18 protein-coding genes, 3 pseudogenes and 1 CRISPR repeat array (1 of these 22 cut by a window edge) are annotated in these 22,598 nt (G+C 71.2%); of the genes and pseudogenes, 7 read left to right on the top strand and 14 right to left on the bottom strand.

The genetic code is table 11. The features are described from left to right. Nucleotides 1-231: direct repeats of the CRISPR family, unit length 29 nt; unit sequence CTGCTCCCCGCGCACGCGGGGATGGTCCC; it reaches 1,323 nt to the left of the window's first position. A 429-nt stretch (nt 232-660) separates the two neighbouring features. Together VS93_RS02775 and VS93_RS02770 are read right to left on the bottom strand one after the other, a co-directional pair. Continuing rightward, on the bottom strand, nt 661-843 hold the full coding sequence (locus tag VS93_RS02775; protein ID WP_046468434.1) for a DUF397 domain-containing protein: 183 nt from the start codon (nt 841-843) through the stop codon (nt 661-663). After that, nucleotides 824-1,666: a Scr1 family TA system antitoxin-like transcriptional regulator gene (locus VS93_RS02770; RefSeq protein WP_046468467.1), complete on the bottom strand. Its 843-nt coding sequence runs from the start codon at nt 1,664-1,666 to the stop codon at nt 824-826. Before VS93_RS02770 ends, VS93_RS02775 begins: the two co-directional genes overlap by 20 nt. A 243-nt stretch (nt 1,667-1,909) precedes the next feature. On the opposite strand from VS93_RS02770, the gene VS93_RS28840 reads away from it, so the two are divergent. After that, nucleotides 1,910-2,134, top strand: coding sequence for a hypothetical protein (locus VS93_RS28840; RefSeq protein WP_156184651.1), 225 nt, complete (start codon nt 1,910-1,912; stop codon nt 2,132-2,134). Next, nucleotides 2,131-2,610: a hypothetical protein gene (locus VS93_RS02765; RefSeq protein WP_046468433.1), complete on the top strand. Its 480-nt coding sequence runs from the start codon at nt 2,131-2,133 to the stop codon at nt 2,608-2,610. Before VS93_RS28840 ends, VS93_RS02765 begins: the two co-directional genes overlap by 4 nt. A gap of 388 nt (nt 2,611-2,998) precedes the next feature. On the opposite strand, the gene VS93_RS02760 is transcribed toward VS93_RS02765, so the two are convergent. Beyond that, a complete protein-coding gene (locus tag VS93_RS02760; RefSeq protein ID WP_046468432.1) occupies nt 2,999-3,748 on the bottom strand; it encodes a L,D-transpeptidase family protein in 750 nt (249 codons plus the stop codon). 568 nt (nt 3,749-4,316) lie between these two features. Here VS93_RS02760 and gdhA point away from each other — a divergent pair. Further along, entirely contained in the window at nt 4,317-5,714 is a 1,398-nt protein-coding gene (gdhA, locus tag VS93_RS02755) for an NADP-specific glutamate dehydrogenase (RefSeq protein ID WP_052745483.1), read from the top strand. Between the two features lie 355 nt (nt 5,715-6,069). Here the strand turns inward: gdhA and VS93_RS02750 are convergent, their stop codons facing one another. The 7 genes and pseudogenes from VS93_RS02750 to VS93_RS02720 all read right to left on the bottom strand — a co-directional run bounded on the left by VS93_RS02750 (nt 6,070) and on the right by VS93_RS02720 (nt 13,050). Next, nucleotides 6,070-7,395 carry an ABC transporter substrate-binding protein gene (locus VS93_RS02750; protein ID WP_046468431.1) on the bottom strand — a complete coding sequence of 442 codons (1,326 nt, stop codon included), beginning with the start codon at nt 7,393-7,395 and terminating at the stop codon, nt 6,070-6,072. A 58-nt stretch (nt 7,396-7,453) separates the two neighbouring features. Beyond that, the gene (locus VS93_RS02745) at nt 7,454-8,554 is read right to left on the bottom strand and encodes a branched-chain amino acid ABC transporter permease (protein ID WP_046468430.1); all 1,101 of its coding nucleotides are present in this window, start codon (nt 8,552-8,554) and stop codon (nt 7,454-7,456) included. A gap of 1 nt (nt 8,555) precedes the next feature. Next, nucleotides 8,556-9,406 (bottom strand): annotated as a pseudogene (locus VS93_RS02740) (branched-chain amino acid ABC transporter permease). Nucleotides 9,407-9,422: 16 nt separating this feature from the next. Continuing rightward, a pseudogene (locus VS93_RS02735) lies at nt 9,423-10,144 on the bottom strand (ABC transporter ATP-binding protein). Further along, nucleotides 10,137-10,930, bottom strand: a pseudogene (locus tag VS93_RS02730) (ABC transporter ATP-binding protein). The pseudogenes VS93_RS02735 and VS93_RS02730 overlap by 8 nt, the downstream one beginning before the upstream one ends. A gap of 384 nt (nt 10,931-11,314) precedes the next feature. Next, on the bottom strand, nt 11,315-12,061 hold the full coding sequence (locus VS93_RS02725) for an IclR family transcriptional regulator (RefSeq protein WP_046468429.1): 747 nt from the start codon (nt 12,059-12,061) through the stop codon (nt 11,315-11,317). A gap of 44 nt (nt 12,062-12,105) precedes the next feature. Beyond that, nucleotides 12,106-13,050 (bottom strand): sugar kinase, encoded by a 945-nt coding sequence (locus tag VS93_RS02720; RefSeq protein ID WP_269082792.1) that lies wholly within the window; start codon nt 13,048-13,050, stop codon nt 12,106-12,108. 157 nt (nt 13,051-13,207) lie between these two features. On the opposite strand from VS93_RS02720, the gene VS93_RS02715 reads away from it, so the two are divergent. The 4 genes from VS93_RS02715 (at nt 13,208) to VS93_RS02700 (ending at nt 17,829) form a co-directional block, all read left to right on the top strand. Next, nucleotides 13,208-14,473, top strand: coding sequence for an amidohydrolase/deacetylase family metallohydrolase (locus VS93_RS02715; RefSeq protein ID WP_046468428.1), 1,266 nt, complete (start codon nt 13,208-13,210; stop codon nt 14,471-14,473). Further along, nucleotides 14,470-15,774 (top strand): alanine racemase, encoded by a 1,305-nt coding sequence (locus tag VS93_RS02710; protein WP_046468427.1) that lies wholly within the window; start codon nt 14,470-14,472, stop codon nt 15,772-15,774. The genes VS93_RS02715 and VS93_RS02710 overlap by 4 nt, the downstream gene beginning before the upstream one ends. A 63-nt stretch (nt 15,775-15,837) precedes the next feature. Further along, on the top strand, nt 15,838-16,218 hold the full coding sequence (locus VS93_RS02705) for a RidA family protein (protein ID WP_046468426.1): 381 nt from the start codon (nt 15,838-15,840) through the stop codon (nt 16,216-16,218). A 93-nt stretch (nt 16,219-16,311) separates the two neighbouring features. Then, nucleotides 16,312-17,829, top strand: a complete 1,518-nt coding sequence (locus tag VS93_RS02700; protein WP_046468425.1) for a sodium:solute symporter family protein — start codon at nt 16,312-16,314, stop codon at nt 17,827-17,829. Nucleotides 17,830-17,877: 48 nt separating this feature from the next. On the opposite strand, the gene pdxA is transcribed toward VS93_RS02700, so the two are convergent. The 4 genes from pdxA to VS93_RS02680 all read right to left on the bottom strand — a co-directional run bounded on the left by pdxA (nt 17,878) and on the right by VS93_RS02680 (nt 22,500). After that, nucleotides 17,878-18,900, bottom strand: coding sequence for a 4-hydroxythreonine-4-phosphate dehydrogenase PdxA (pdxA, locus tag VS93_RS02695; protein ID WP_046468424.1), 1,023 nt, complete (start codon nt 18,898-18,900; stop codon nt 17,878-17,880). Between the two features lie 81 nt (nt 18,901-18,981). Beyond that, on the bottom strand, nt 18,982-20,286 hold the full coding sequence (locus tag VS93_RS02690; RefSeq protein ID WP_046468423.1) for a four-carbon acid sugar kinase family protein: 1,305 nt from the start codon (nt 20,284-20,286) through the stop codon (nt 18,982-18,984). 9 nt (nt 20,287-20,295) lie between these two features. Further along, nucleotides 20,296-21,705, bottom strand: coding sequence for a GntP family permease (locus VS93_RS02685; protein ID WP_046468422.1), 1,410 nt, complete (start codon nt 21,703-21,705; stop codon nt 20,296-20,298). A 15-nt stretch (nt 21,706-21,720) separates the two neighbouring features. After that, nucleotides 21,721-22,500, bottom strand: coding sequence for a DeoR/GlpR family DNA-binding transcription regulator (locus tag VS93_RS02680; RefSeq protein WP_046468464.1), 780 nt, complete (start codon nt 22,498-22,500; stop codon nt 21,721-21,723). Nucleotides 22,501-22,598 lie beyond the last annotated feature (98 nt).

Genomic DNA, 22,598 nt, shown 5'->3' with positions numbered 1-22,598 from the left:
TACGGCGCCTCAACGCTGGCTGCTCCCCGCGCACGCGGGGATGGTCCCGCCTGCTCCAGCCGCCCGTCTTCCTGCGCGAACTGCTCCCCGCGCACGCGGGGATGGTCCCGGGAGGGACTGCCTAAGGGGGGCCCGTCCGCCCTGCTCCCCGCGCACGCGGGGATGGTCCCCCCTGACCGTCTCGGTCGATGCCGAGATGCTGCTGCTCCCCGCGCACGCCGGGATGGGATTTGGCCGATGATGGGACGCATCCGTTGCGGGGTTTGGGTCCGCGGGGAAGGGCGGGTGTGCCGGATCTGTCCACGTTCGCTCCTCGCGGCGGGGCCCTACGACCGGGGGCCGGGTACGGGAAAAACGCGGTGGAGCCCAAGGGCCCGCACCGCGCTTGTCAAGCTTGTCGGCCCCCGGTCTCCCGCCGCGATGCGCTCTGCGTGACCAGATCCGTCCACCCTCACCACCGCTCATGGCGCGCAAAGAGGATGCGGTCGTCGGCGTGGTCCGGTTTGTGGGGTCCTCACCGCCGATCTTGACGATTTCGTTCCTTCATGCGCGCTAAAGGAACAAAATCGTCAAGATCGGCGGGAAATAGTTCTTTTGGGACGGTGGCTATGAAAAGATCTCCCCTCCGTGTGGAGAGGAGGCCGCAGCCTGGGCGGGTGCTTACGTGCGGTCGGCTTTCACGTTCCGCAGGAAGGCGGTCCACGCCTCGATGGGGAAGCTCAGGTGTCCGGAGGCGCGATGCTGCGTGTCGCGGATCAGCACCGTTGGGGGAGCCTCGGCGACCTCCACGCAGTTCCCGCCATGCTGGCCGCTATAGCTGGATTTACGCCACTTGAGTTCCACCGAACTCCTCCTGTGTCTCTCTGAGTAGCTTCACTGATTCGTCCGGAGACAGTGCTACTCCTTGCAGGCTGCCGAAGAGCACCGTCATACGGCTTACCTGGTCGGGTTTTTGTACCATTGTGCCACCAACCACGTCTTCGACGTACACAAGGTCGGGCTTGTCCGGAAAAGACAGGACGGTGAAAGGTCCGGTGAGCCCGGGGTGTTGCCGGGTGGTGAAGGGGACGATCTGTAGTTGGATGCGTCGTTGGTCGATCTTGTCGAGTAGGGCGCTGAGCTGGGCGTGCATGACCTCTGGAGAACCCAGAGGGCGCGTGACCACTGTTTCGTCCACGACGGTCACCGTGATCGGGGCGTCTGGCTTGGAAAGCAGTCTCTGTCGATTCATTCGGGCCGCGACCAGTCGTTCGACCTCTTCGTCGCGCATTAGGGGATTACCGGCGCGCACTGTAGCCCAGGCATAGTCCTTGGTCTGCAACAAGCCTGGCACGAGAGTCGGATGGTATTCCCGGACCATCGTGGCGAGAGGTTCGACCTCGACCAGTTCACTGAGCCAGGCCGGGTAAGAGGCGTTGTAGAGCCGTCGCCAAAGCTCGATCAGCGCACCATCGCCGCCGAGCACGTTATCGGCCAGTTCAGCGAAATCCTTGCCGGGGTAGCGCTCTGCTCGCTCGATAGCTCCCACCTGCTGAGGCGATACATGGGTTGCTGAAGCCAGCCTGCGCTGCGATATATCGGTCAGGTTGCGCAAGCGCGTTACTTCGGCCCCGAATTCATGCAGGACCGGGTTGTCTTCTGGAGCTACTTTCCGCTTCCGTCCCATGTACACAGAAAACAACAAACAAACAATTACTCGCCACTACTTCTTCGAAGGTGATCGCTAATACTCCACCTGACCTGTGTTCATGGAATTTTCTTGTCTGTGGTGACAGCTTGGTGGGCCAGCGGCTAGGTGCTGTTTCCGTTGGAGAGGCACCGACCCGAAATGAAAGCGGCCCTGACCAGTGCTGGGACACCGGGCAGGGCCTTGAGCCCCCGACCTGAGAAAGCAGGTGAGGACCCCGTGGTGCAGCGTATCGCCACCCGGCCCGGATGCCCGCCCACCCGGCCCCGCTACTACCGCCCCAGGCATGCGGCGCCCTGCGTGGTGCGCCCTTATGTGCTGGTCGAAGAGCGCCGCCGGCGCATCCAGCGGCAACAGCTCATCATCTGGGAAACAGCGCGCCAGCGCCGGGCCGTCGCCGCCCGGCTGTCCGGCACCGAACGGCTTGCGTCGGCGGTGGCCCGGTGAGCCCCGCGCAGGCGACCTCAGCGCCCGACATCGGCCAGGCCGCGGACTTCGACGAGCTGGTGGCCTGGGCCGCCGAGGTGGGCGTACCCGTGGAGCGCAAAGGCGCCGACGCCGAAGGCCGCCAGGTCTGGGTGGCCCACGCCGCCCACCGGTCGCTGGTCTATGCGGCCGCCCCGCCGCAGACCGGCACCGCCCAGACCGAGCACGCCCGGATGTACGCCCAGGGCCAGGACCTCGCCCGCTACAGCCTGATGCGCTATGCCTTCCTGCGCCGGGCCTACCCGGCGGGCGGCACAGTACGGCGGCGCGACCCGGAACAGGCAGGCGCCTATGAGGCCGAGGGCCCGCACGTGGTGGTGGGCTACGCCCAGGACAAGGCCTCGCTGGTATGGAAGCTGGTCCTGCGCTCACCCCGTGGCGGTTTGTGGCTGCAGCCCCCGGCCGACTGGGAACCGCCCACCCCCCAGGCCGCCTGAACCGGCCCGCTCCTCTTTCCCCCGTGGTCGATGACGCCGAGCCAAGGAAGTCAAGGAGCCGCCATGCGCAGCGCACACGGCCCACGGCCACCCCCGGCCGCGGGCAGCGCAGCAAAGGAGGTCACATGCCCGGCGTCATCGCCGCCGCAATGCCGCACCCGCGGCCCCACTGCCCCAACTGCGGAACCCCGGTGGGGCCCGGCCACAGGTGCGGCCCGCGGCGCTGAGAGGAGGGCGGCCCGTCCCCGCCGATGCCGGAGGCGGGCCACCCCGCCACCAGCAAACCACGCCCGGTCCCCGCACGGCCACGAACGCCGCAGCGGTCCATAAAACGCCGAGCCCCACCGGGACGGTGGGGCTCGGGATCATGGAATGGGGTCCGGGGCGGTCAGCGCACCACGACAGGGGTTCCCTGTTCGAGTGCTTCGTTCTCCCACAGCCAGTCCATCGCGGGGATGCTCACGCGGGTGCACCCGTGCGAGGCGGGGTAGGGTGGCACGGAGTCGTAGCCGTGCACGGCGATACCGCGGTTGAAGTACTTGGGACGGTACAGCGAGCCCAGCGGGGCGTGATCCCAGCCGTCCACCTCGCGGAACACCGTGAACTCACCCTTGGGGGTGGTGGCCACGCGCTCCTCGCCCTCGGACTCGTAGGTCTCGCCCGATCCGGTGGACGTGGTGAAGATCTGTTCCAGCTCGCCGTCCGAAACGACGATGAGCAACTGGTGCTCCAGATCGATCTCGACCGCGTTGTTGTACTTGCCCTGGATCTCGGGGCGCGCGCCCTCATCAAGGGCCTTGCGGGTGTCGGGGCCGACCAGGCCGTCGCGGTCGATCCCGGCCGCCTTCTGCAGCGCGACGACGGCGTGGGTGGTCAGACCGTCGAACTCGCCGTCGGCGCCGCCGTGCCAGTAGTCCAGTTCTGCCAAACGTTCCTGTAGTGCCCGCACCTCGGGCCCGGAGTCGCCCTGCCGCAGGAGCTCGTCGCTAGCGGAGAACTCGCTGCCGGAGGGGGCGCCGGCGGGGGCCGCGGCGGCCTGCGCGGAGAGGCCGAACCCGCCGACCGTGACCGCTATCGCCGTCACCGCGGCCGTGCGTGCAACACCTCGACCGAAACTTCGCCATTGGGGGGTTAGCATGCCGGTAATCTACCCGCTACCGGAGGAGTCAAGGGACCCGGATTCCGGGTCCCTGTGCGGAGGCCGGGCCCGGGCGAGTCGGTCCCCTCCTCACCGGCGCAGAGGCCCGGCAGGACGGCCTTCCGGGTATCCCCGCCCGTGCGGGCGCCGCTCCGAGAGGGCGGCCGTGGGGCGCGCCTTGTATCCAGGCTCCGGCCCGCCCGGTAGGCCCGCCGCGGGCGCCCGCTTCCGGAACACCGACTGTGCCGTTTCTGTACCGGAAAAGGCGGGAAAACATCCGTGTGCCGAAAGAATCCGGATGTGTACAACGCTGTGCGCTTGGGCAGCGGCGGGGTGAACCCGGATAGGCTCACGCAACGTGGGGTTGGTGTGGTCGCCGGCAGGCGCGCGGCGGATCCGGGGGTACGCCGGATCCCGGAGGTATACCGGTATTAGGGTGATGCGGGCGCAGCCCTGCGGAAGGCCACTTACCAGCAAGTCCACGAGTCCACCCCTCGTCGTCCGGTAGGTAATGCCTTCCCCTTTCGTACCTCAGATGCTGTCGCCCCCCGAGAAGGGAACTTGGTTGATGTCGCCGTCCCGTCAAACACCACGCCGAGAGCAGGAGTACCGCGAGCCTGGAAAGCTCAGCCCCGCGCTCGCCTCGATCTACTCCGACGTCCTGCGGCGCAATCCGGGCGAGACGGAGTTCCACCAGGCGGTGTTCGAGGTACTGGAGACGCTCGCGCCGGTGCTCGAAGCGCGCCCGGAGTACCTCGACACCAAACTCGTCGAGCGCGTCTGCGAGCCGGAGCGCCAGATCATGTTCCGGGTCCCGTGGCAGGACGACTCCGGTGAGATCCACGTGAACCGCGGATTCCGGATCGAGTTCAACAGTGCACTGGGTCCGTACAAGGGCGGACTGCGGTTCCACCCGTCGGTGAACCTCGGCATCGTCAAGTTCCTGGGCTTCGAGCAGGTCTTCAAGAACGCCCTCACCGGCCTGAGCATCGGCGCGGGCAAGGGCGGGAGCGACTTCGACCCCAAGGGGCGCTCGGACTCGGAGGTCATGCGGTTCTGCCAGTCCTTCATGGCCGAGCTCCACCGCCATCTCGGTGAGCACACCGACGTCCCCGCCGGCGACATCGGCGTGGGCGGCAGGGAGATCGGCTACCTGTTCGGCCAGTACCGCCGCCTCACCAACCGGTGGGAGGCCGGGGTCCTCACCGGCAAGGGCCTCGAATGGGGCGGGTCCCAGGTCCGGACCGAGGCCACCGGCTACGGCAACGTCCTGTTCACCCTGGAGATGCTGCGGGCGCGCAAGGAGGACCTGCAGGGCCAGCAGGTCGTGGTCTCCGGGTCCGGCAACGTCGCCATCTACACGATCGAGAAGGCGCAGGCCCTCGGTGCGCACGTCCTCACCTGCTCCGACTCACAGGGGTACATCGTGGACGAGAAGGGGATCAACCTCGACCTGCTCAAGGAGATCAAGGAGGGCGAGCGCGGCCGGGTGGCCGACTACGCCGAACGCCGCGGAGCCTCGGCCAGGTACGTGACCGACGGCCGGGTATGGGACGTCCCCTGCGACGTCGCGCTGCCCTCGGCCACCCAGAACGAGCTGGACGAGGACGCCGCGTGGACCCTGGTCCGCAACGGGGTCAGGGCCGTTTCGGAGGGCGCGAACATGCCCACCACCCCCGCCGCGGTGCGGGTGCTGCGCGAGGCCGGCGTGGCCTTCGGCCCGGGGAAGGCCGCCAACGCGGGCGGAGTGGCCACCAGCGGGCTGGAGATGCGGCAGAACGCCGAGCGCGACTCCTGGAGCTTCGACCACACCGAGGAGCGGCTCACTCAGATCATGCGCGATATCCACACGTCCTGCCACGAGACCGCCGAACGCTACGGCTTTCCGGGCGACTACGTGGCGGGTGCCAACATCGCCGGATTGGAGCGGGTGGCCGACGCGATGCTCGCCCAAGGGCTCGTCTGAGACCGGCCGCCGCTCCTGAGGCCCACGGGGCGAATCAGCGAGTCCCGCTGGTGTCAGGGGCGGTCTAGGCTCCGGGGCGCGGAGCCGCCGCGCACAGCACCGCCCGGTCGCCACAAGGTGGCCGGCGGGCCGCTGCTTCGTTTCCGTCTCGCACCGCTCGACCGGGTCGAGTTCATCGGTGCAGCCCTCAAGGCCGTGACCCTGCACGGGCTGCGGTTCGGCCCGACGAGCGTGGTTGGTCGTGCCGGGTCATCGTGGAGGTGTGAGCCTTGGGGGGGCGTACCCGGAAGGGGAGCGCCGTGCCCCCGGGAGGCCTCCCGGGGGCACGGCGCTCGCGGAGGCACCGCGCGTAGCGTCAGTCGAGGCCGGCGAAGGGGGCGACCTCGTCGGGACCGGGGCGGTCGAGTTCGAACTCCTCGATCGGCCCGTCGCCGTTGTCGGTCACCCGGACCTCCTGCAGGATCTCGGGCTCCTCTCCGGTCTGGAACCGGGAGATGTAGGCCCCGATGAAGCCGGCGTGGTCGTCGTCCGCGGTACTGAACGGAACGAGCCCGGGACCGCTGAACTCGTTCTCGCCGAGCGCGTCGATGAGGGTCTGCCGGGTCAGGTCCTGCCCGGCGGCCTCCAGGACCTGGGCGAACTTCGCCGCCTGGGCCATGCCGTAGATGGTGGTGTTGGAGAAGACCACGTCCTCGATGTACTCGCCGTGGATCTCGGTGAACAGCTCGATCCAGGGGTCCTCCTCCTGCTCGACCTGGGGGAGGTAACCGGTCGTGATCAGGTCGTCGAGGAGGGCGTCGGCGGGGACCCCCTCGGCATCGGTGTCCTTGGTGAACTCCTCCAGCAGCCCGGAGAGGGTGATCGTGTCGCCGCCGATGCTGCTGACGACGAACTGCGGGTCGAAGTCGATCCGCTGGGCCTCCAGGATCATCATCGCGACGTAGGAGGGGACGCAGGAGCAGACGACGAGCTCGGCGCCGGCGTCGTCGAGCGCCTCGACCTGCGCACCGATGTCGTCCTGGCCGGACTCGTAGGCCTCGACCGTCACGACCTGGTCCTTCAGGTACTGGTCGAGGCCGGCCTGGGAGTCGGAGCCGACGTCGTCGGCCTGGTGCAGGTAGCCGACATCGGCGTCGGGGAAGTTCTCCTTGATGTACTCGCCCTGGATCTTGGCCTCGCGGGTGTAGTCGACCTGGTAGCCGTACGTCAGCGGGTACTCATCGGGCTGGTTCCACATCAGCGCGCCGGAGGAGACGAACAGGTCGGGAACTCCCTCGCGGTTCAGGAAGTCGACGACCTTGGAGTGGGTCGGTGTCCCCAGGCCGCCGACCATCGCGAAGATCTCCTCGCGGTGGACGAGGTCCTGGGTGACCTCCACTGTGTTGGTGGGGTCGTAGGCGTCGTCCTCGACGTGGTAGACGATCTCGCGGCCGTGGATGCCGCCGTTGTCGTTGATGTAGTCGAAGACGGCTCCGGCGCCGGCCGAGATCTGGCTGTACCCGGGCGCGGCGGGACCGGTGAGTGGTTGGTGCGTTCCGATGAGGACGCTGTCGTCGGTGACACCGGGGGCGACGTCGAGGTCGGCGTCGGCGGCGTCGTCGACCTCACCGGCGCCGGCGCAGGAGCTCAACAGCAGTGTGGCCGCGAGCGCCGCGGCGAGGACCGGGCTGCGTGTGTTCATCGTCGGGTTCTCGCTTTCGGTTGTGAGGGGCGGGTGCGGTCGCCGCACTGCGTGGGGGTCACGAGCGCGGCCGGAGCCGGGAGCCCAGGTGGCGCAGCGCGCCGTGGATACCACCCGGCCAGATGAGGACGATGGCGATGAGGAGCACGCCGTAGAGCACGATCGGTAGGTTGTTGGCGACGTCGGTGTCCAGGGCCAGGGCGTGGGCGAGTTCGTCCCCCCACACCTCGATGTAGACCAGGGCCAGCGCTCCCCACAGCGCGCCCCAGAGGCTGCCGAGGCCGCCGAGGACCAGCACCGCGAGTAGGGTCAGCGACAGCGCGACCCCGAACGTGCTGGGTGTGGCGGTGCCGAGGAGGTAGGCCTGCAGGGCGCCTGCGAGCCCTCCGCAGCCCGCGCTGATCACGAACGCGAGCACTTTGATGCGGCCTACCCGCAGCCCGGCCAGCGCCGCGGCCGTCTCGTCGTCGCGGATGGCGCGCATCCGCCGGCCGAGCCGGCCGTTGCCGATGTTGGCCAGCACGACCAGGGCGAGCAGGACGGCCAGCCAGACCCCCCACGCCTGCCAGCGGGTGGCGGGGACGAGTTCGGCGAGTCCCGGCGGAGCCCCGCGGGTGGTGAAGGAGAGCCCGTTGCTGCCGCCGAGGAACTCGGGGAAGCGCAGGGCGAGCGCCGGAAGTCCCACGGCCAGGGCGAGGGTGGCCCCCGCCAGGTAGGGGCCGTGCAGCCGTGCGGTGGCGGCGCCGACGAGCACACCGGCGACGCAGCTCACCGCGATGGAGAGGAGGAGGTTGAACCAGAGCGGAAATGCGGGCTGGTGGATGACGAGGAGCGCCATGGTGTAGGCGCCGATGAACATGAACGCCCCATGGCCCAGCGAGATCTGGCCGCTCATTCCGACGAGCAGCCCGAGCCCGGCCACCGCGAGCATGGAGAAGCCGACACTGGCGATGCGCAGGTCTGCCAGGGAGTCGGTGGCCGAGGTCAGCAGGACGATCCCGAGGAAGGCGGCCAGTGCCGCCGCCCCGTGCCGTGCCAGCATCGGCAGGGCGTTCCAGCGGGCGACGACGGCGCCGAGGCCGCGCGGTCCGCCGGGGCGGGCCGCGGCCCCTCCGTCCTGGGCGGGGGAGCGGGATGAGCGCTGCGAGAGCCGGGTCATGCTAGACCTTCCGTGCCGTTGGCCGGGTGAACAGGCCGTCGGGGCGGACACTGAGTACCAGGACGAGGATCGCGAGGGCCGCGAGGGTCATCAGCTCCGGGCCCGCGTAGCCGGAGACGTACGACAGGGAGAGCCCCAGGAGGAATCCGCCGAGGATCGCGCCGAATGGGTTGTCGAGCCCGCCCACGACGGCGGCGGCGAGCCCGTAGACGAACACCGAGTCCAAGACGTTGGGGTAGATGAACGGGGGAGCCGCGAGCATCCCGGCGAGCGCTCCGATGACCGAGGCGAGGCCCCACCCCAGGGTGAGCATCAGGCCGACCCGCACACCCAGCATCCGCGCCATCTCGGGGTGCGCGGCGGCGGCGCGCATCCGCAGCCCCAGGGGGGTCCACCGGTAGAGGGCGAGCAGCAGCAGGGCCGCGGCGCCGACCGCGGTGACCGCGAAGACGTCGGAGAGGGAGAACCGGCCGCGGTAGTCCATCGGGTAGGGGAAGGAGTGCGGTTCGTTGCTCCAGATCATCCGGCGACGCCTTGGAGGAGGAGCAGCAGGCCGAGGGTGATGATGATCGCGCTGAGCCGAGAGGTGTCGTGGACCGGGCGGATCAGCAGCCGCTCGGTGAGCGCCCCCATGAGAAGGCCAGTCAGCAGCGCGGCGCCGAAGCCGAGCCAGTAGCTTCCGGTGGCCTGGGTGACAGTGAAGGCGACGTAGGCGGCGATGAGCGCCAGCGCCGGCTGGGCGAAGTTCACCACTCGGGTGGCCTGGTAGATGATGATCAGCGAGAGGGCCAGCGCCGCGTACACGGCGCCGTTGGATATCCCGTGCAGCGTAAGGTTCAGGAAGTAGTCCACGTTCGCGTGCCTCTTTCTAGAAGCCGAGGTAGGCGTGGCGCACCTGGTCGTCGCTGAGCAGACGATCGGCGGCGTCGGAGAGGGCGACCGCCCCCTGGGAGAGGACGAAACCGTGGTCGGCGATGGACAGGGCGCTCGTCGCGTTCTGCTCCACCAGCAGGACGGTCAGGCCGGTCTCGGCGCGCAGCTCCTGGATCAGCCCCATCAGCTGGCGCGTGATGCGCGGGGCCAAGCCCAGGGAGGGTTCGTCCAGCAGAAGGACGCGGGGGCGGGCCATGAGCGCGCGGCCGATGGCCAGCATTTGGCGCTCACCGCCCGAGAGGCTGCTGGCGGCCTGGGTGCGCCGTTGGCGCAGTGCCGGGAAGAGGTCGTAGATCTCGTTCAGCGCCGCCGCGCGGTCGGCGCGGTCGGCGCGCCAGAGCCCGCCGAGCCGCAGGTTCTCCTCCACCGTGAGTTCGACGATGGCGCCGCCGCCCTCGGGCACGTGGGCGACGCCCATGCGGATGACGTTCTCCGCGGCGGTGCGGGTGAGTTCGGTGGTGTCGATCCGGATCCGTCCGGACTCGGGGCGTTTGAGCCGCTTATGGTGCGCAGCAGCGTTGTCTTGCCGGCGCCGTTGGCTCCCAGGACGGCGCAGATGCTGCCTTCTGGGACGCGCAGGGAGACCCCGTCCAGTGCCCGGGCGGCGCCGTAGCCGACCACCAGGTCCTCGACTCGCAGTAGTGCCTGCTCAGTCATCGCTCTCCTCCCCGACCGAATCGCCCAGGTAGGCCCGGGTGACGGCGGGATCGTCGCGGACCGCATCAGGGGGCCCGGAGGAGATGACCTCACCGAAGTCGAGTACCACGATGTGGTCGCAGACCTCCATGACGAGGTCCATGTGGTGTTCGACGAGCATGACCGACGCGCGCGTGCGCAGGCCGCGTATGCGGTCGGCCAACTCGGTGACCTCCTGGGCGGCGAGGCCGCTGGCGGGTTCGTCCAGCATGACCAGATCGGGCTCGCTGATGAGCGCACGGGCCAGCGCCACGCGTTTCTGCAGGCCGAAGGACAGCGTCTCCGGAAGGGCGGAGGCGACGTCGGCGACACCGAGTTCGTCCAGCATCGCCATGGCGCGCTGCCGCAGTTCCCGTTCGTCGCGTTCGCACGGACCCAGGCCGGTGAGCATCGAGAGCATCCCGGATCTGGAGAGCGGGTCGGCGCCGACGGTGACGTTTTCCAGAACGGTCATCCCCGGGAACAGGTTGAGTCCCTGCAGGGTCCGGCTGATACCGAGCCCGGCGAGGTGGTGGGGGCGGTGGCCGTTGAGCCGCCGGCCTTTGACCGTGATGGAGCCGTGTTCCGGGGTGATCAGGCCGGAGAGCACGTTGAACAGGGTGGTCTTTCCCGCGCCGTTGGGGCCGATGAGGCCGACGACGCGCGGGGCGGTACGGCGAGGTGAACGTCGTTGAGGGCGACGAGCCCGCCGAAGCGGACGGTGATGCCCTCCGCTGCGAGGAGGGGGTCAGAAGTGGTGGTCGTCAACCAGGCTCCTTCCTCGGCCGCGATGTGGTCGGTCGCGGGAAGGGAACGGGGGATGGGCAGGGTGAGACATGCTTCACATACCAACCAGATGGTATGGGGCTTTGACGTCGGTGACCAGGGGGTCAAGAGAATTAGTAGGGACTGACGGGGCGGAGGGGCGCTGTTTCCGCGTGTCAGGACCCTGAACGGCGCGGTCGGCCGGCACCGGAGACCTCCTCGAACCGGCCTCTCCGCGCGCCGGAAGGCAGCGGCTCCCGGCAACGGTGCGGGACTCCCCGCCACCGGGAATGCGCTCTTTCCTGCGGGGAAGCGGCGGCCCGGCCCCGCGGTGCGGACCGTCCGGGGCGTGCGGACCGCCCCGGACTCACGGGCGGGGGAGGCGGGTCAGGCGCGCTCCCGGCCGAGTTCCTCGCTGATGGCGTCGGCCGTGGCCCGCAGGTCGGGGACGAGGGCGAGAAGCCCTTCGCGGTCCAGCACCATGTGCGGGACGGAGATCGACACCGCCGCGGCGACCCGCCCGGCCGCGTCGAAGATCGGGGCGGCGACGCAGTGGATGAAGTCCTCGTGTTCGACGTCGTCGAGCGCCCACCCTTGGGCCGCTGTGCGCGCGAGGTCGGCGTCGAGGTCCTCCCGGGTGGTGCGGGTGTTGGGCGTGCAGCGGAGGTACGGCGGCTCGCCGAGCAGGCGGTCGCGCTCGCGGGAGGGCAGGTGCGCGAGCATCGCCTTTCCGACCGCGGTCGCGTGCACGGGGGCGGTGGCGCCGACATGCGAGTACATGCGGATGACGTGGCGCGACTCCACCTTGTCGAGATAGACGACGCCGCGGTCCTCGATGGCCGCCAGGTGGATCGTGTGGCCGCACTTGTCGCCGAGCGCGCGGAGGTGGCCGGCGGCCGCGGTCCGGACGTCGATCCCCTCCAGGGCGGCATGGGCGAGGGTGGTCATGCGCGGCCCCAGCCGGTACCTTCCGTCCTCCATGCGCCGCACGAACCGCTCCTCTTCGAGCGTGCGCAGCAGCCGCAGCGACGTCGTGCGGTGCACATCAAGGCGCCGGCCCAGCTCACTGATGGTGGCCGGACCGCCGGACAGCTCGACGATGATGTGAAGGGCGCGCTCGACGCTGCCTGACACGGGACCCTCCTTTCGTTCGGCGCGCGTTGTCCGCGCGGCGGCGGTCAGCCTTGCGCCCCGCGCCCGGCACTGCCCGGGCCCGCGGCTCCGGACTCGCCGACGGGCGGGATGTCGCCGCGTACCCGCAGCGCAGCGCCGGCCAACCGTGATCCTTCCACAAGGCACTGGTCGATGGGCGCGTCGTCGAGCAACCGGTCCAGCACTCCGGCGGCGAACGCGTCGCCCGCCCCCACGGCCTCGACCACCCGGGTCTGCGGGGCCGGCTGGTGCCAGGAGCGGTCGCCGCGGAAGGCGGTGGCGCCGTGCGCTCCCTGCTTGACGACGACGAGGTCGGGGCCGGCCAGCAGCCTGCGCACGTCGTCGACGGTGTGGACGCCCCACAGCGCCTGGGCCTCGTCGAGCCCGCAGAAAACGACGTCGGACCGCCGCGCCAGTTCGCGCAGGAGTTCGGTGCTGCTTTCACCGTGCAGAGCGGGCCGGTAGTTGACGTCGAAGCTGCGCAGCGCACCCGGGCGGCCGGAGAGGAGCTCCTCGACCAGGCCGCGGCTGGAGTCGGACAGTCCGGCGGTGATGCCGGTGGTGTGGACCAGCCGCGGCCGCCGCTTCCACACCTCCTCGGCGTCGGTCCGCTCCAGCGCGGAGGCCGCCGACCCCTGGCGGTAGTAGCGCACGCGGGTGCCCTCGGGGCGGAGCTCCTTGAGATACAGCCCCGTGGGCCGGTGCGGGTCCACCCGGACCGTGCAGTCGACGCCCTCGGCGGCCAGCCTCTCGCGCAGGTGCCGGCCGAAGCCGTCGTCGCCGACCGCGCTGTGCCAGGCCACTCGGCGCCCGGCCCGCGCCATGTGCACGGCGACGTTGGACTCGGCGCCCCCGATGTCCCGGCGGAACACCGCCGCCTGGTCAGGGGGCGCCGGGGGGTCGGGGATCAGCAGCGCCATCGTCTCGCCGACGCACACCGCCTCGGTGGCCGGACCGTTCGCCGCGTGCACCTGTGGCCTCCCGGAGCGACCCTCGGCACATGGGTCTTGACCTGTCATGTTCTGCGATGCTACTAACTTTGCTTACACACACGCAACGCTGCTGCGTAATACGCAGCATTATCGGTCGGCGCCGGCGGCGCCGGTCCTCGATGGGAGGCTGGTCGGCATGTGGGACCTGCTGGTGCGCGGCGGCCGGGTGATCGACCCCGCTACCGGGCACGACGGCACGGCCGACATAGCCGTGCGCGCGGGAAGGATCGCCGAGGTGCGGCCCGGACTGCCGGCGGAGGCGGCCGCCGAGGTCGCCGACGCCCGCGGCCGCCTGGTGACCCCCGGTCTGGTGGACCTGCACACCCACGTGTGGACGGGCGCCACCTACTGGGGCCTGGACCCCGATCCGGTGGCCTGGCGGACCGGGGTGACCACGTGGGTGGACGCCGGCTCCGCCGGCGCCTACGGCATGGACGGGCTGCGCAGGTTCATCGCCGACCGCTCGCGGGTGCGCGTCCGCGCGCTGATCAACGTGTCCGGTCTCGGCCTGGTCGCGGAGACCGGGGAGCACCGCGTGCTCGACCACCTCGACGTCGACACCGCCGCCGCGGTGGCGGCCCGCCACGGCGACCTGGTGTGCGGGGTGAAGGCGCGTATCGACTCCCGCACGGTCGGACCGAACGGGATCGAGCCGCTGCGCCGGGCGGTCGCCCTCGCCCGGCGGATCGAACGACCGCTGATGGTGCACGTCGGCTACGGGCCCCCGACGATCGCCGACATCGCCCCCCTCCTCGCCGAAGGGGACATCCTCACCCACTGCGCCTCCGGATGCCCTGCCGACCTGGTGGAGGACGGCAAGCTCAGCAGCGCCGCCCGCAAGGCCCACGACAACGGAGTGGTCTTCGACATCGGCCACGGCTCCGGCGCGTTCGCCTTCGACGTGCTTGAGGCCGAGCTGGCCTCGGGCGTCCGGCCGGTCGTCTCCACCGACCTGCACGCCCGGTCGGTGCACGGCCCCGCGTTCGACCTGCCGACGGTGCTGGTCAAGATGCTCGCCGCCGGTTGGGGGCTCTACGAGGCGATCGAGGCCGCCACGACCCGTCCCGCCCGTGTCCTCGGCCTCGACGCGGGCGGCCTGGCTCCCGGCAGCCCCGCCGACATCGCGGTGTTCGCCGTCGAGGAGGGCCGCTTCCCGGTCGTCGACGTGCACGGCGGAGTCCGCGAGGCCCCACTGAAGCTGGCCAACACCGCCACCTACGTCGCCGGCCGGCCGCTGCCGCCGTGCGCGGCGGAACCGCCGCCCCCATGGGTGCCGCTCAGCCCCGCGCAGGGCGGCGCCGAGGCGGACCGGCAGGAGCGGACACGCGCCGCGGCGGCCCCGCGCCTGACCCGCCCCGAGGATTTCGACGAACCCTTCCCGCGACCCGGAGCGTCCGCATGACCGACACCACCGCACTCCCGTCCCGACTCGCCGGGAGGGGCCTGCCCGCCGACCGGCTCACCGCCCTCGACTCCGAGCCGGTCGAGGCGCGCTCACTGCCCATCAGCCCCATCACCGCGGCCGGGGCGCGGACCGCCGGCTGGGGGCTGTCCGACCTGTGGCTGCCGGCGGTAGTGCTGCGCGAGGACGCCGTCCTGCACAACCTCGACCGGTTCGCCCGCTGGTGCGCCGGGCACGGGGTGCAGCTCGCACCCCACGGCAAGACCACGATGTCGCCCCACCTGTGGGCGGCCCAACTGCAGCGCGAAGCCTGGGGGCTCACCGCGGCCACCGCGGCCCAGGCCAGGGTGATGCACCGGTTCGGCGTGCCCCGCGTCCTCATCGCCAACGAGGTCGTCGAGCCCCGGCAGCTCGCCTGGCTGGCCGACGCCCTCGCCGAGCCCGGCTTCGATCCGGTGTGCCTGGTCGACTCCACGGCCGGGGTCGAGCTGATGGAGCGGCACCTGGACTCGCCTTCCCGCCCGCTCCCGGTACTGGTGGAGCTCGGCGTCCCGGGCCGGCGCACGGGTGTCCGCGACACCGGCGACGCGCTCGCCCTCGCCGCGCGGGTGGCACGCAGCGGCCGGTTGCGGCTGGCCGGGATCGAAGGCTACGAGGGGGTGCTGCCGCAGCGGCGCGACGGCGATGCGGAGGAGGCGGCCCGCGACTGGCTCGGCCGGCTCACCTCCCTCGCTGTCCGGGCCGACGCCGAGGGCCTGTTCGCCGGCTCCGACGAGGTGCTGGTGACCGCGGGCGGCAGCGGCTACCCCGACCTGGCCGCCGAGGCTTTGGCCGCCATGCCCGAGCTGTCGCGCCCGACGCGGCGCATCATCCGGTCGGGGTGCTACCTGACCCACGATGACCTGTCCTACGAGCGCAGCTCGCCGCTGCGCTCCGAGGCCGACCCGGACCCGCTGCGGCCCGCGCTCTCGTGCTTCGCCCGGGTGGTGTCGTGCCCCGAGCCGGGGCGGGCGCTGCTCGGCGTGGGCAAGCGCGACGTCTCCTTCGACATCGACCTGCCCGTCGCCCGGAGCCTCCGGCGGGCGGGCGGCGGCGCCGGCGAGCCGCTCGACGGGCGGGTGCGCGTCGTCGAGCTCAACGACCACCACGCCTTCTGCGACACCGAACCCGGGGTGCTCGAGACCGGCGACATCGTCGAGCTCGGCCTGTCCCACCCGTGCACCGTCTTCGACAAATGGACGCTGATCCCGGTGCTCGACAGCGACGACAACGTCGTCGACGTCGTGCGCACCCTCTTCTGAACCCGCCCGACCGCTCCGGGCCGGGCACGCCACCACCGACCAGTACCAGGAAGGGAGCCTGCTGTGCCCAAACGCGTCATCCACGCCCCCGACGCCGCGCCCCCCGGCGGCCCGTACTCGCACGCCGTCGTCGCGGGAGACCACATCCACTGCGCGGGCGCGATCCCCGCCCGCCCGGACGGTTCCCGCGTCGAAGGGCCGTTCGTCGAGCAGGCGCGCGCCGCCTTCGACAACCTCGCCGCGGTCGCCGGGGCCGCCGGAGCCACACTGGCCGACGCGGTCAGAGTGGGGGTCTACCTGCGCGACCTCGACGACTTCGCGGCGATGAACGAACTGTTCGCGCAGTACTTCGGTGCCGAGCCGCCCGCCAGGACCACCCTGCGGGCCGACCTGCCCGGATTCGCCATCGAGGTCGACGCCGTTCTGTACCGGCCGAGCGCCTGACCCCCGTTCCCCCTTTCCCGTCCCCGCCGTAGCCAACGACGTCGGCGGTTCATCCCGCGGTGCTTGCACGCACCGAGGCAATGGAGGTTACCGATGCTCGCCGGAACGAACCCGATTTTCCTCACGGCCTTCCTGGCGTCCCTGGCCGTGATGCTCGGCCTCGGCGTGTGGATCGCGCGCCGCACCGCCAGCGGTGAGGACTTCCTGCTCGCCGGGCGCCGCCTGGGCACGCCCCTGCTGGTGGGGACCACACTGGCCACACTGGTGGGCACCGGCTCCAGCCTTGGGGCCGTCGGCTTCGCCTACGAGAACGGGTGGGCCGGAGCGCTCTACGGCATCGGCGGGGCGATCGGTGTGTTCGCGCTCCTCTGGCTCTTCGCCGACGTGCGCGAGCACGGATTCATGAGCTTCCCGGAGGAGATGAGCTCCTACTACGGGGCCAGCCGCGTGGTGAAGGGCGTGGTCGCCGTGGCCATGCTGATCGCGTCGATGGGCTGGCTGGGCGCCCACATCCTCGGTGGGTCGCTGTACCTGTCCTACATCACCGGCATGGACATGACCACGGCCAAGATCGTCGTCGCGCTCGGCTTCGGGGCCTACACCGTGCTCGGCGGCTACCTGGCCGTCGTGATCACCGACGCCGTGCAGGGCACGATCCTGTTCGTCGGGTTCACCGCACTGGCGGTGCTCGCCGTGGTCAAGGTCGGCGGGCTCGGCGAGGTCAGCAGCGCCGCGCCCGACGAGGCGACCTCGGTCCTGGGGGTGGAGGCGCTCGGAGCGCTGCCCGCGGTGTCGCTGGCCCTCGTCATCGCCGTCGGGGTGCTGGCCACCCCCTCCTACCGGCAACGGATCTACTCCGCTGCGGACACCCGGACCGTGCGGCGCAGTTTCGCCCTGGTCGGGGTGCTGTTCGCCGCCTTCGCCGTCATGCCCGCCATCGCCGGTCTGGCGGCAAGCGGCATGCGGCCCGGCCTGGAGAGTCCCGACCTGGCGTTCCCGTACCTGGCCACCGAGGTCTTCCCGGTGTGGATCGGCGCCCTCCTTCTGGTCGCCGGCCTCTCGGCGACCATGTCGTCGGGGGACTCCGACGCGATCACCGCGGTCACCATCCTGCTGCGCGATGTCACCCACCTGGTGACGGGGCGGCTTCCGCGGGCCGAGCACATCGTGCGCTACTCGCGCTTCGCGCTGATCGCCGTACTCGGGGTGGCCCTCGCCTTCGCGCTGATGGCGACGACCATCATCGAGTACATCACGCTCATGATCTCCACGGTGCTCACAGGTCTGCTGGTGGCGGCCGTACTCGGCAAGTTCTGGCCGCGTGCCACCTGGCAGGGGGGCCTGGCGGCCATGGTCGGCGGCTCCGCGACGGCGCTGACCGTCAACGGTGTCGAGTCCTGGACCGAGTTCTGGGGCAACCCGGTGATTCCGTCGCTGGCGGTGGCGCTCGCCGCCGGGGTCGCCGTCACCTTGCTCACCCCGCCCCAGCGGATCACCCGCGAGGAGGCCCTCCAGCGGCTGGCCGCCGAACGCGCCGAGGTCGACGTGGGCACCCGGGTGCGGGCCGGCGACACCGAAACCGGTCACGTGGCGGACGCCGACCGCGAGTGAGACGGGCTCCCGGCGGCCGGCCGGCAGAACGCCGGCCGGCCGCGGGCCTCAGCCCCCGTACTCCGCGCGGATCCGGTCGGCGAAGTGGGCGAACTCCGCGCCGTGCAGGAACGCCGACCTCATGGTGGCCGGATCGGCGACGCCCTGGCCGGCGATGTCGAAGGCGGTGCCGTGGTCCACCGAGGTGCGCAGGATGGGCAGTCCGACCGTCACCGAGACGGTCCCGTTGAAGTCGAACGTCTTCGCGGCGATGTGGCCCTGGTCGTGGTACTGCGAGAGGACACCGTCGTAGTGGCCCTCCAGCAGCCGGTGGAACACCGAGTCCGCCGGCACGGGGCCGGTGACCTCGGCGCCGCCGGCCCGCGCCCGCTGCACGGCCGGGGTGAGATGGCGGATCTCCTCGTCGCCGAACGCGCCGTTCTCGCCCCCGTGCGGGTTGATCGCGGCCACGGCCAGCCGGGGCTCGTCGTGGCCGAAGACGCGCAGCGCCGTGAGCGCCTCCCCGATCTGGGCGATCTGCTGCTCCTCCGTGGTCTGGTCGAGCGCCTGGCGCAGCGACACGTGCCGCGTGGCGAAGAAGATCTTCTTCCCGCGCACCACGAACATCGTGTTCTGCCGGGTCACTCCGGTCAGCGCGCCGAGCATCTCGGTGTGCCCGAGGTGCTCGCTGCCCGCGGCCCAGATGGCCTCCTTGTTGATGGGACCGGTGACGACGCCGGAGACGAGCGTGTCCATGGCGGCCCGGGTGGCCACCTCGATCGCGCGCACCGCCGCGCGGCCGGCCCTGCGGTCGACCTCGCCCCACGGCAGTTCGGTGTCGCCCAGGACACCGATGTCGTAGCAGTCGATGACCCCCGCACGGGGCGCGGGGAGGTCCCAGGAGCTCAGGGCGCGCACCTCGACATCGAGTCCGCACACCGCCGCGGCTCGGCGCAGCACCGCCGGATCGGCGACGGCGACCCCGCGCGCGGGCGCCGATCCGCCCGCGTCCGCGAGCGTGCGCACGGTGATCTCCGGGCCGATCCCCACCGGATCGCCGACGGTGAGGGCCAGGGTCGGACGTTGGGTCACGGTTGTTCTCCTCCTGTGGTCTCGCGGAGCTCGCCACGATGCGGCTCTGCTCTCACGCGGGCGCGGCGGCCCGCGTTCGGTTCAAATCCCGGCGTGCACCCGCCGGCGGCGCGACCGGGCGGTGTGCCGCAGATGGCGCAGGCATTCCACAGCGGTGTCGTCGTCGCCGACCAGCCCGCCTTTGGTGACGATCGGTGCGCCGTCGAGCGGCCCGCCCACCAGTGTCCCGTGCACGGCCAGCGGGACGACCTCGCCGCCCACGTCGAGCGCGTGCGTGCCCAGCGCATCCAGTACCGCCCCGGTGATGTCGCCGCCGCTGGTGTAGAGGCCGCTGGGCGGGCGTTCGCCGGCCGCGCCGACACTGTCGGCGACCACCCGCGCCAGCAGCCGGGGCAGCGCACGGCGCGCTCCCTCCGCCATCTCGACGATGGCACCGCTGCTCGCCACCGTGCGCACCATGACGACCTCGGGGAACGCGCGCTCCGTGAGCAGGGTGCGCAGGTCGGCGGCGAGGGCCGCACGGTAGCCGCCGTCCCCGAGGGTGAGCTCGGCGGCGTCGACGTCGACACAGGTCGCCGCGGTGGTACCGCGGACACGCTCAAGCTGGCGGCGGGTCAGTTCGGTGGCGCTGCCGACCACGGCGAGCAGCGGCCCCGCTGCCTCCCGGCACCGGATGTTCAGCGCGGCGGCGAGCAGGGCGCCGCAGGGGCCGGGGTCGACCGCCACCCACACGGTTCTGTCCTTCTCGTGGACGTGCGCGGCCGCCGTGGCGATGGCCGAGAGATGGTCCTCGACCAGGGCGTCGCACAGCACGACGGGGTGGTCGCCCTCGGCCAGCCGGTCGGCCAGTCCCGGCGCGGTGACCTGGCTGATCGGCACGCGCCCGACCGGGAGCCGGGTCTGCTGGGCGAGAATGTCGGCGACCACGCTGGTGCGGATCGGGGCGGCGGGGTCGAGCGCCAGCTCGGTCCGCTCCAGCGGGTGGCCGTCCAGCAGTTGGACACCGTCCACGGTCGCCCGGCCGGAGGCGGGGTGGGCCGGTGCGAGCAGCACCCGCACCGCGACCTCGGCGGGCACCCGGTCCCGGACGGCGCGCCAGGCCGCCTCCACCTCGGCCCCGATGTTGCCCCGCAACGTGGTGTCGGTGCGCTTCACGACGAGCCGCACCGGCCAGACCGCCGCGATGGCGTCGCGGACCAGTTCGGCGGCGCGGGCCGCCGGGAGGTGCCGGCTGCCGGTGTTGGCCACCACGACGTCGTAGCCGGCGCCCGCCGAGCCCACACGCGCCGGGTCCAGGGTCACCACGCTCAGCCCGGCCCGGGCGAACCGCGCACCGGTGGCGTTGGCGCCGGTGAGGTCGTCGGCGACAACGAGGACCTGTGCCATAACCGCCTCTTATCCCAGGATGAGCGCCGCTATGCCCAGCAGCGGAAGGCTCGCGGCCCACAGCAGCGTGGTCATCCCCGTCCACATCTTCATGGCGGCTCCGCCGGAGAGTCCGGTGAAGCGGGTCACGACCCAGAAGTAGGAGTCGCTGACGTAGGAGAAGACGAACGATCCGGCGCACGCCGACAACGCGGCCAGAGTGGGGTCGAGGCCGCTCGCCTCGACGAAGGGCTGGCTGAGGGTGGCCGCGGTGATGATGGCCACGGTGCCGGACCCCTGGGCGACGCGCACGAAGGTCGCGATCAGGAACGGCATGAGGAACAGCGGGAACGGCCAGCCGGCCACCGCGTCGGCGAGGGCGTCACCGACCCCGGACTGCCGCAGCACCTCGCCGAAGGCGCCGCCCGCCCCGGTGATGAAGACGATCATTCCGGCGGACGCGGCGGCCGCGGTCAGCCAGCTCAGGACGGTCGTGCGGTCGGTGCCGCGGCGCGGCAGCAGGTAGACGGCGACGACCAGGCCGATCAGCAGGGCGATCGCCGGTTCGCCGACGAACCCGAACACGCCGGCCAGCCGGGTGTCCGGCGCGAGCGCCTCGGTGAAGGTGTTACCGACGATGAGCAGCAACGGCAGCAGCAGCGGGATGCCGGCGCTGAACGCGCTGACACCGGGGTCGCCCGGCTCCTCGCTGATGTCGCGGCCGTCCTTGGTCAGCGGGGAGGACACGCCGGCGCCGCCTTTCCCGGTCGCCCCGGTACCGGCCTCCTCGGCACGCAGGCCGGGCACGAGCGCGGGGTCGATCCGGGACTCCAGCCGCGGCCCCATGATGCGCGCATACGCGATCACGACCGGGACCAGCGGGATGACGAACAGGATCCCCGCCAGGATGACGGTGCCCAGGTCGGCGCCGAGCAGGCCGGCCGCGGCCAGCGGGCCCGGTGTGGGAGCCACCATGTGGTGGGTGAGGGCCAGCCCGCCCGCGAGCGCGAGGGACATCGTGACGAGCGGCCTGCCGTACCTCTGGGCGATCGAGCGCGCCAGCGGGTGCAGGATCACGTAGCCGGAGTCGCAGAACACCGGGACGGAGACCACCGAACCGGTGGCGGTCATCGCGACGTCCTCGCGGCCCTTGCCGGCGAGGCGCACGAACAGTTTGGCCAGAGCGTCGGCACCGCCGCTCTCTTCGAGGACTTTGCCGATCATCACCCCGAGGGCGATGACGATGCCGATGCCCGCGAGGGTGTCGCCGAAGCCGGTGGTCAGGTGTTCGATCAGATCCGTTATTGGGACGCCGGCGATGACGCCGGTGACGAGGGCACCGGTCAGCAGCGCCACGAAGGCGTCCAACCGGGACCACAGGACCAGCGCAACGACGGAGGCGACACCGAGGACGAGGGCGGCGAGCAGGTGCGGTTCCATGCCCGATCTCCAGTGCTAGTGCGGGGGCGGGGGTGAGGTGCCCAAGGGCACGACGAGGGGGGTGCAGTGCGGGTCGTCGGAGAGCGATTGCAGGCCATCCTCGGTGATCGCGTCGTCGGTGATCACCGTGTAGGGGCCGGGGGCCACCGCCCAGTGCGGGTAGGGCGCGGCGCCGATCTTGCTGGAGTCCGCGACCACAACGGCGTGCCGGGTGTTGCGGAAGTGCGCTTCCTTGACCGCGGCGAGATCGGCACTCGAACAGTTGACGCCCTTGCCGGGCCGCAACCCGTCGGCGCCGATGAACGCGATGTCAGCGGTGAGGCGGTCCAGAACGGCACGGGTGTGGTCGCCGACCATCGAGCCCCGCCGGTGCCGCAGCCGCCCGCCGGCGACGATGAGCTCGACGCCGGTGGCGTCGTGCAGCGCCCACAGCGGTCCGGTCCCGTTGGTGACCACGGTCAACCCGGTCCGCTCCGCGAGGAGTTCGGCGACGAAGGTGGTGGTGCTGCCGGCGTCCAGCAGCACGCACGCGCCCTCCTCGACCATCCGCGCGGCACGGTCGGCGATGCGGCGCTTGGCAGGAGCGTGCTGTCGGCTCTTCTGGGTCCATGAGAGCTCACCGGCGAGCCCCGCCGGTACCGCACCCCCGTGGGTGCGGACGATTTTCCCGGCCGACTCCAGGTCACCGAGGCCCCGGCGGACCGTGGACGGGCTCACGCCCAGCGCCTCCGCGAGGTCCTCGACGCGCTGGACCCCGTCCAGGACGGCGTCCAGCAGCCGCTGATGGCTACGCATCTTGTTGCTCATTTCGCGCATGTTAAGCGTTAAGTATGCGCGTTTTGTGCAGTTGGGGCAAGGGGTGTTCGTTCGGTTTTCGCCCCTCTCCAAGAGCA

It is taken from the genome of Allosalinactinospora lopnorensis, from assembly GCF_000981225.1.
Taxonomy (GTDB): domain Bacteria; phylum Actinomycetota; class Actinomycetes; order Streptosporangiales; family Streptosporangiaceae; genus Allosalinactinospora; species Allosalinactinospora lopnorensis.
This window is presented reverse-complemented; position numbering and strand designations above follow the sequence as displayed.

What these genes read in the sequence shown, in the direction of transcription:
- gdhA (WP_052745483.1), top strand. Translation starts at nt 4,317, where the DNA reads ATGTCGCCGTCCCGTCAAACACCACGCCGAGAGCAGGAGTACCGCGAG.
- VS93_RS02715 (WP_046468428.1), top strand. Translation starts at nt 13,208, where the DNA reads ATGTGGGACCTGCTGGTGCGCGGCGGCCGGGTGATCGACCCCGCTACC.
- VS93_RS02745 (WP_046468430.1), bottom strand. Translation starts at nt 8,554, where the DNA reads ATGACCCGGCTCTCGCAGCGCTCATCCCGCTCCCCCGCCCAGGACGGA.
- VS93_RS02770 (WP_046468467.1), bottom strand. Translation starts at nt 1,666, where the DNA reads ATGGGACGGAAGCGGAAAGTAGCTCCAGAAGACAACCCGGTCCTGCAT.
- VS93_RS02680 (WP_046468464.1), bottom strand. Translation starts at nt 22,500, where the DNA reads ATGCGTAGCCATCAGCGGCTGCTGGACGCCGTCCTGGACGGGGTCCAG.
- VS93_RS02690 (WP_046468423.1), bottom strand. Translation starts at nt 20,286, where the DNA reads ATGGCACAGGTCCTCGTTGTCGCCGACGACCTCACCGGCGCCAACGCC.
- VS93_RS02760 (WP_046468432.1), bottom strand. Translation starts at nt 3,748, where the DNA reads ATGCTAACCCCCCAATGGCGAAGTTTCGGTCGAGGTGTTGCACGCACG.
- VS93_RS02750 (WP_046468431.1), bottom strand. Translation starts at nt 7,395, where the DNA reads ATGAACACACGCAGCCCGGTCCTCGCCGCGGCGCTCGCGGCCACACTG.
- VS93_RS02710 (WP_046468427.1), top strand. Translation starts at nt 14,470, where the DNA reads ATGACCGACACCACCGCACTCCCGTCCCGACTCGCCGGGAGGGGCCTG.
- VS93_RS02700 (WP_046468425.1), top strand. Translation starts at nt 16,312, where the DNA reads ATGCTCGCCGGAACGAACCCGATTTTCCTCACGGCCTTCCTGGCGTCC.
- VS93_RS02685 (WP_046468422.1), bottom strand. Translation starts at nt 21,705, where the DNA reads ATGGAACCGCACCTGCTCGCCGCCCTCGTCCTCGGTGTCGCCTCCGTC.